Origin of the sequence: Saccharothrix sp. ST-888 (assembly GCF_000955975.1) — a bacterium.
GTDB lineage: Bacteria > Actinomycetota > Actinomycetes > Streptomycetales > Streptomycetaceae > Kitasatospora.
In genome coordinates, this window is the sequence record NZ_JYJF01000186.1 from 1 (window position 1) to 6,220 (window position 6,220).

6 protein-coding genes and 2 pseudogenes are annotated in these 6,220 nt (G+C 73.4%); 1 reads left to right on the forward strand and 7 read right to left on the reverse strand.

Features of this window, described 5'->3' with window-relative positions:
* A pseudogene (locus tag UK12_RS41835) lies at positions 1-398 on the forward strand (SAM-dependent methyltransferase); the annotation flags it as partial.
* A gap of 161 nt (positions 399-559) precedes the next feature.
* On the opposite strand, the pseudogene UK12_RS43755 reads toward UK12_RS41835, so the two are convergent.
* The 7 genes and pseudogenes from UK12_RS43755 to UK12_RS40230 all read right to left on the reverse strand — a co-directional run.
* Positions 560-733: pseudogene (locus tag UK12_RS43755) on the reverse strand (ATP-binding cassette domain-containing protein); the annotation flags it as partial.
* 163 nt (positions 734-896) lie between these two features.
* Positions 897-1,751 carry a hypothetical protein gene (locus tag UK12_RS31465; RefSeq protein ID WP_045306620.1) on the reverse strand — a complete coding sequence of 285 codons (855 nt, stop codon included), beginning with the start codon at positions 1,749-1,751 and terminating at the stop codon, positions 897-899.
* A 12-nt stretch (positions 1,752-1,763) separates the two neighbouring features.
* Complete coding sequence (locus UK12_RS31470; protein WP_045306621.1) at positions 1,764-3,632, reverse strand: GMC family oxidoreductase; 1,869 nt, start codon at positions 3,630-3,632, stop codon at positions 1,764-1,766.
* Complete coding sequence (locus UK12_RS31475) at positions 3,629-4,066, reverse strand: hypothetical protein (RefSeq protein ID WP_052682357.1); 438 nt, start codon at positions 4,064-4,066, stop codon at positions 3,629-3,631. The genes UK12_RS31470 and UK12_RS31475 overlap by 4 nt, the downstream gene beginning before the upstream one ends.
* A 182-nt stretch (positions 4,067-4,248) precedes the next feature.
* The gene (locus UK12_RS31480) at positions 4,249-5,727 is read right to left on the reverse strand and encodes a sodium:solute symporter family protein (protein WP_045306623.1); all 1,479 of its coding nucleotides are present in this window, start codon (positions 5,725-5,727) and stop codon (positions 4,249-4,251) included.
* Positions 5,724-5,981: a DUF3311 domain-containing protein gene (locus UK12_RS31485; RefSeq protein ID WP_082120110.1), complete on the reverse strand. Its 258-nt coding sequence runs from the start codon at positions 5,979-5,981 to the stop codon at positions 5,724-5,726. The genes UK12_RS31480 and UK12_RS31485 overlap by 4 nt, the downstream gene beginning before the upstream one ends.
* 147 nt (positions 5,982-6,128) lie before the next feature.
* A complete protein-coding gene (locus UK12_RS40230) occupies positions 6,129-6,209 on the reverse strand; it encodes a hypothetical protein (protein WP_331386673.1) in 81 nt (26 codons plus the stop codon).
* Between the last annotated feature and the right edge of the window lie 11 nt (positions 6,210-6,220).

The window sequence follows — 6,220 nt, forward strand, 5'->3', positions numbered from 1 at the left end:
TGACCGTCTGGTGGGAGGAGATCGCCCGGGTCCTGCGGCCCGGCGGGACGTACCTCGCGCAGCACGTCGGCCACTCCAGCGTCTTCGAGCTGGTCGAGTACTTCCTCGGTCCGCAGCCCGAGAAGGTCCGGAGCGGACGCCACCCCGAGGAGACCCGCAGGGCCGCCCAGGCCGCCGGGCTGGACGTCGTCGACCTGCGGTTCGAGTCCCTGCGGACGGAGTTCTTCGACATCGGCGCGGTGGTCTACTTCCTGCGGAAGGTCATCTGGATGGTGCCGGGGTTCACCGTGGCGCAGTACCGCGACCGGCTCAGGGAGCTGCACGAGCAGATCGAGCGCGACGGGCCCTTCGTCGCCCATGCGACCCGTTTCCTGATCGAGGCGCGCAAGCCGGCCTGACCGGCCGGCCCCCGCGCCCCGGCCATCGCCGCCTCGGCGGCCCGCAGCGCGCCGACCGCGCGGTCCAGCCCCCGGGCGGACAGGATCCGGCCGGTGACGGTGGTGGCGGGGTCGGCCGCGCGCGAGTCCTGCGGCAGGTAGTCGAGGGAGCCGGTGACGGTGACCGAGCCGGCGGCGGGCCGTTCGGCGCCGGCCAGGGTCTTCAGCAGGCTGGTCTTGCCCGCGCCGTTGCGGCCGACCAGGCCGACGCGGTCGCCGGGGGCGATGTGGAAGGAGATGTCGGACAGCAGCAGACGGGCGCCGACGCGCACGTCGACACCGCGTACGGTGATCATGGGATGACGCTCCGAGAAAGCAGAAGGACACACGGGTGGCGTGGAAGCGGGTCCTTGAGCTAGGAAACTCGGGGCGTTGACATGCGGCCAAGGCTAGCCGGAGCCGTCCGGCGGCCGCATCCGGGTTTCGGCGGCGTCAGTGCCGGTCCGGGCCCGGGGGGCGTCAGAGCTTCGACGGGACGTAGTAGGGGCGGTTGTGCGCGGCGACCGGCGGCGACTGGTACGTCCACACCCCGGCGGCCGGGGATGAACCGATCAACTCGCCGAGGTGGCGGCCGAGTTCGGTGCCGCTGTCGGGTATGTGCAGCTTGATCCGGCGGGTGGCGGCGGCCTGGTCCAGCGGGTGGTGGCGGTAGGGCTGGTAGACGTTGAGCGCGCCGGCGAGCAGCCGCTCCTGCGGGTCGGTGCCGTAGCCGGTGATCGGGGTGTTGTTGACCGGCTCGTGCGGCAGTCCGGCCAGGTCCGCGTCGAGCGAGAACAGCAGGGTGTCCTGCGGTTCGAGGCCGCCCGCGCCGACGGTGGCCTGCCGGCAGGCCACCGACCAGGACTGCGCGTCGGCCGGCCCGTTGAGCGAGGGCATCGTGCTCTCGAACCAGCCCGGGTACTTGGGCTCCGCGTACAGCCTGGTCCCGGCGTCGATGGCGAGCGGGTTGTCGCAGACCACGTGGATGCGGGCGATGCCGAGTTGCTTGGTCTGCTCCCAGCCCCGGGCGTACTGCTGGTAGTCGAGCCGGGGCAGCAGGGCGGCACAGGCGGTGGGGTGGGCGATGAGGTTGAACTCGATCTCCTGGGTGACACCGCCGCCGTTCGGGTACTGCGCGAAGTACAGCTGGTAGTTGAGCGAGACGCACGCCCGGCCGTCGAACTCGGCGGCGGTCAGCTGCGGGTGCCGCTCCGCCAGCAGGTCCCGCACGGGCCCGGGGTCCACCAGGTAGTCGACGCCGATGTTGTGCAGGGCGCCGTAGTGGAACGGCAGCCGGTACGGGGCGGCGACGGGCGGCAGCGGCAGGTCGGTCATGGCGATGGCTCCTCAAGGGGTCGTGACGGGCGCGCGACGCAGCGCGGACAGGTCGCGGTGGATCCGATCGGCGCTGCGCAGGGCGAGTGCGGCCATGGTCAGCGAGGGGTTGGAGGTGCCCAGGGAGGGCATGCTGCCGCAGCCGACGGCGTAGAGGTTGGGATGCTCCCAGCAGCGCTGCCACTGGTCGACCACGGAGGTGGCGGGCGAGTCGCCCATGAGGTGCGTCCCGGCACCGTGGCCCGCTCCCCGGAAGCCGTAGGAGCGGCCCTGGTGCTCGAACCGGCCGGGCCAGCCGGGGCCTGGCCCGTAGCGGGTGCGGTCCTCGGCGCCGAGCAGGGCGAAGATCTGGTCGGACACCGCCCGCGCCGCCGCCATGCCGCGTTTCACCTGGTCGGACAGGTCGTAGTGGAGAACCGGCCGGGGGTTGCCCAGGCGGTCGAGGTGGCGGTGGTCGATGGTGACGCGGTTGGCGGGGTCGGCCTCCTGCTCCATCTCGAACTGCAGGGCGAACTCCCGGCCGACCCGGTCGCCGAGCGCCTGCCGAAGTGCCGGGCCGAACAGCCCGCGCCCGTCGGGGCCGCCACCACGCAGCAGTTCGGCGACCCGGCCGGCCGGCGGCCCGGCGGCCCAGGTCCAGCCCCAGTTGCCGATCTCGATCCGGAACGGTGCGCGGCGGGCGCGGGCCGCACCGAAGCGGAAGCCCTCCAGCCCCGCGGTCGATCCCGGGCCCCGGTACGGGCCGACCTGGCGCGGCATCAACCCCCAGGTGAGCAGCACGGGATGGTCCATCAGATTGCGCCCCAGCTGGCCGCTGCCACCGGCCAGACCGGAGGCGAGCAGCAGGCGGGCGTTCTCGATCGCGTGCGCGGCGAGGACGACCAGGTCCGCCTCGACGGTCCGGGCCGGACCGGGCGGCGCGCCGTCGTCCCCGTACGTCCGGTACTCGACGCCGGTGGCCCGCCCCGTCCCGTCCACCAGCACCCGGCCGGCCACGGCGCGGGTGACCAGTTCGACCGAAGTCGACCAGGCGGCCTGGGACTTGAGCGGGGTGTACTTGGCCTGGGAGGGGCAGATCGGTACGCAGGCGGCGTGGCCGAGGCAGCGCAGACCGGCCTTGGGGGCGCCGGGCGCGCCCACCGGCCGGTAGCCGGCGCCGTCGTCGTAGGCCGGGTTCGGGATGCCGTTGCGGGCGTGCGGGGTGGTGACCACCTTCAGCCGGACGTCGGTGCCGGCGACCGGGTCGTGCACCCGCTTGGCGTCCAGGGAGTCGGCCAGCACCTGGTCGAGGTGGGTGCGGGGGATGGCGTGCATCGGGAAGACGTAGCCGTCCGGCAGCGGGAGTCCGACCTCCGTACGCTGCTCCCCGGCGTCGCCCGCCACGCCCAGCTCGCGCTCGGCCCGGCGGTAGTACGGTTCCAGCTCGGCGTATCCGATCGGCCAGTTCCGGCCGTGGCCGAAGTCCCCGGCGCGGAAGTCCTCCGGGTGCATCCGCAGCGCCAGGCCCGTCCAGGCCAGCCCCGTACCGCCGTTGGCCCGCAGGTACCCGCTGCCGTACGGGAGCGGACCGCGCTGGACCAGATGGCCGTCGGCGCGGTAGCCGCCGTCCGCCGTGCCGACCAGATCGGTGACATCGGGGGACGGCGCCGCCGCGGTGGTCGGATAGGGCGAGTTGGGCACCTTGACCACGGCCGAGCGGTAGGCGCGTACGGCGTCGGCGTGGCCCAGGTCGGCGCCCGGTGCCTGGGTGCCCGCCTCCAGCACCAGGACCCGGTGGCCCAGTTGCCCCAGCCGCGCGGCCACCAGCGAGCCCGCGAAGCCCGCCCCGACCACGATCGCGTCCCAGCGGCGCCCGGCGGTCCCCCGTCCGGTGGCGGTCACCGGCCGCCCCCCGCGCCCGTGCGGACCGGCTCCTGCGGCGGCCGGGACCAGCTGCCGAAACCGGGCGCGTGCGTCGCGGGGGCGTGGCCGCCGAAGGTCCGCCAGACCAGCCCGGCCGCGTAGGAGTCGGGGTGGACGGTGAACGGCTCGTCGTCCGCAGCACAGCCCAGCCGTGCCCGCACCGGCTCGGGCAGGCCCGGCCAGCTCCCGGTGTACCAGAGGTACGCCACCGCCACCGCGAGCTCGCCGAGCGCCTCGTCCGCAGGACGGACCGGGGTGCCGCCCGAGGCCGCGGTGCAGGACACCGCGGCCGCCAACTCGTCCAGCTGCTCCCCGCCGACCCGCTCCCGCACCGCCGTCCGGTACGGCTCGACCATGCCGGTGGCCCACAGCTCGGCCGCGCTGAAGCCGGTCAACTCGGCTGACAGCGCCACGAATCCGTCCGTTCCCACGCCCTTGACACCCTTCCCGCGGCCCCGGGGCCCGACTGTCCGTTCGCCATGCCCCCGGGAGCCTTCCTCCCCCTCATCCGCCGCATGCGCCCCGGTCGCAACGCACCCGGCGCACGGGAGCACGGACCCGGCGCTCGGCGGACATTCCGGGCACCCGGGGCGGCTCACCCCGCCTCGCCGGTCACCGGCACCGGTGCCGCCACGGCGGACGGCCGGGTGGCGGCGGAGACCACCAGCAGCGCAACGGTGTTGACCAGCAGCGCGACGATGCCCACGTTGAGGTCCTTCACCGGCTGCGGCAGGAAGGGCAGCAGGTCGGCGACGGTGGTGCGGGCCAGCGTGGTGGCGGCGACCGTGGCCACGCCCGCGACGATCCCGGCCGCCGCCCCCTGCTTGGTGACCGCGCGGCGGGCGGTCAGGCTGAACAGCAGCGCCGGGAACAGCTGGGTGACCAGGGCGTACCCCATGAGCAGCAGATTCACGATGGCGCTGCCGCCGTTGAAGGTGAAGAGCAGCGCCACCGCGGCGAGCACGGGGACCAGCGCCTTGGCGAGCCGTCCGACCGTCCGCTCGGTGGCGGCCGGGCGGGCGAGCTGGTAGACGTTCTTGGCCAGGCAGGTGGCCGAGGCCATCAGCAGCAGCGAGCCGGGGACCAGCGCGGTCAGCAGCCCGGCGCCGCCGACCACCCCGACGAACCACGGGTCGAAGGACTTGACCGTGACCTTCAGCAGCGACAGGTCCCCGTCGGCGCCCTTGAGCCCGGGTACGGCGACCAGGGCGGCGAACCCGGCGAAGAACACGAACAGCAGGACCAGCTGGTACAGCGGCAGGAACACGGCGTTGCGGCGGAACACCCCGGGGTTCCTGGCGCTGTAGGTGGCGCTGAAGGTGTGCGGCCACAGGTAGAAGCCGAGCGCGGAGAGCAGCACGGTCGAGGCGAACCACCACGGGCTCAGGCCCTGGTGCGGAAGTGTCAGGAAACCCGGCCTGGCCGCGTCGACCGAGTGGAACATCCGCCCGATCCCGCCGGAGTAGTGCAGCGGCAGGTAGAGGCCGAGGAAGACCACCACCCCGAGGATCAGCACGTCCTTGAGCACCGCCGTCCACGCCGACCCGTGGATACCGGAGACGGTGACGTACCCGGTGAGCGCGACCGTGCCGATCACCACCGCGGCATGCGGCGAGAGGTGCCCGTACGAGGCGGCGGAGACGATGAGGCCCATCCCGGTGAGCTGGAGCACCAGGTACGGCACCATCGCCACCACACCCACCAGCGCGACCAGCGCGCCGAGCGCGGGACTGTCGAACTTCCGGGCGAAGAAGTCGGACTGGGAGACCAGCCGGTGCTCGTTGGCGAACCGCCAGACCACCGGCAGCAGCCAGTACGAGATCACGTAGGCGAGCGAGGCGTAGGCGAGGATGTAGAAGGCCGGTCCGCCCTTCCCGTACGCCCAGCCCGAGGCGCCGAGGAAGGTGAAGGTGGTGTAGATCTCGCCGGCGAGCAGCAGGAAGACGAAGACCGTGCCGAAGCCGCGCCCGCCGACCGACCACTCCTGAAGGTTCATGTCCCTGCCGCGACGCGCGCGCAGGCCCAGGGCGACGGCGACCAGCAGGAAGGCCGCGATGACCAGGAGTGCGGTCACGGCCCGACCTCCTCGGCCTCGCCCGGCTCCCGGTTGTCCGGGTCCAGCCGGTAGACCGCCGCCATCACCGCGGAGCTGAGGACCACCCAGAGGACCACCCAGAACAGGAGGAAGGGCATCCCGAGCACATAGGGCGTCACCCGGTTGGCGAAGAAGACACCGCCGAGGATCCCGCCGAACGGCACGGCACCGAGCAGCGGGAGCAGCACCCGGCCCGTTCTCGCGGCGGGACTGGGCTTGCGGGCAGGGCGCATCCGGTCATCCCCTGGGGGTCGGCACGAATCGTGAACCACCAGGACCTACCACCGCCGGCCGCACTCCATGCGGCTCCGGCCGATATTCCGCCATGGCCATGCCCACTCGCAGCCGTCAGGAGCACCTGCCAGGAGCACCCGACCGGCTCAGTCCAGCCGACGGGCCAGGGTCAGGCCGTCGGCGACGGTGAGCAGGACCGCCTCGACCCGCTTGTCGGCGCGCACCACCTCGTTGAAGC

Bases quoted from the DNA above. Each gene is read 5' to 3' on its own strand.
- UK12_RS31465 (WP_045306620.1), bottom strand. From the start codon at position 1,751: ATGACCGACCTGCCGCTGCCGCCCGTCGCCGCCCCGTACCGGCTGCCG.
- UK12_RS31485 (WP_082120110.1), bottom strand. From the start codon at position 5,981: ATGCGCCCTGCCCGCAAGCCCAGTCCCGCCGCGAGAACGGGCCGGGTG.